This is a genomic window from Limosilactobacillus mucosae DSM 13345 (assembly GCF_001436025.1).
In the GTDB taxonomy this organism is placed as follows: domain Bacteria; phylum Bacillota; class Bacilli; order Lactobacillales; family Lactobacillaceae; genus Limosilactobacillus; species Limosilactobacillus mucosae.
The window spans coordinates 1-270 of the sequence record NZ_AZEQ01000086.1 but is presented as its reverse complement, the minus strand read 5'-3'; the positions used below and the strand labels follow the sequence as shown (position 1 = coordinate 270).

Annotated in this window: 2 tRNA genes; both read left to right on the top strand. The window is 54.8% G+C overall.

From position 1 onward, the window contains the following. Positions 1-46 precede the first annotated feature (46 nt). Positions 47-120, top strand: a tRNA-Ile gene (locus FC47_RS10320). Positions 121-155: 35 nt separating this feature from the next. Beyond that, a tRNA-Ser gene (locus FC47_RS10315) sits at positions 156-243 on the top strand. Positions 244-270: the final 27 nt, after the last annotated feature.

Here is a 270-nt window from a genome sequence, read left to right as displayed (position 1 = left end):
GAGGTCGAGGGTTCGATCCCCCCCGCCGCGATTGACTGGCTGTTAGGGACCTTTAGCTCAGTTGGTTAGAGCAAGCGGCTCATAACCGCCCGGTCGTAGGTTCGAGTCCTACAAGGTCCATTGGGCCTCATAACACTCGACAGCTTTTCATTTATGGAGGATTACCCAAGTGGCTGAAGGGGGCGGTCTTGAAAACCGCTAGGTCGTGAGAGCGGCGCAAGAGTTCGAATCTCTTATCCTCCTTTTCATTATCGCGGGGTAGAGCAGCCT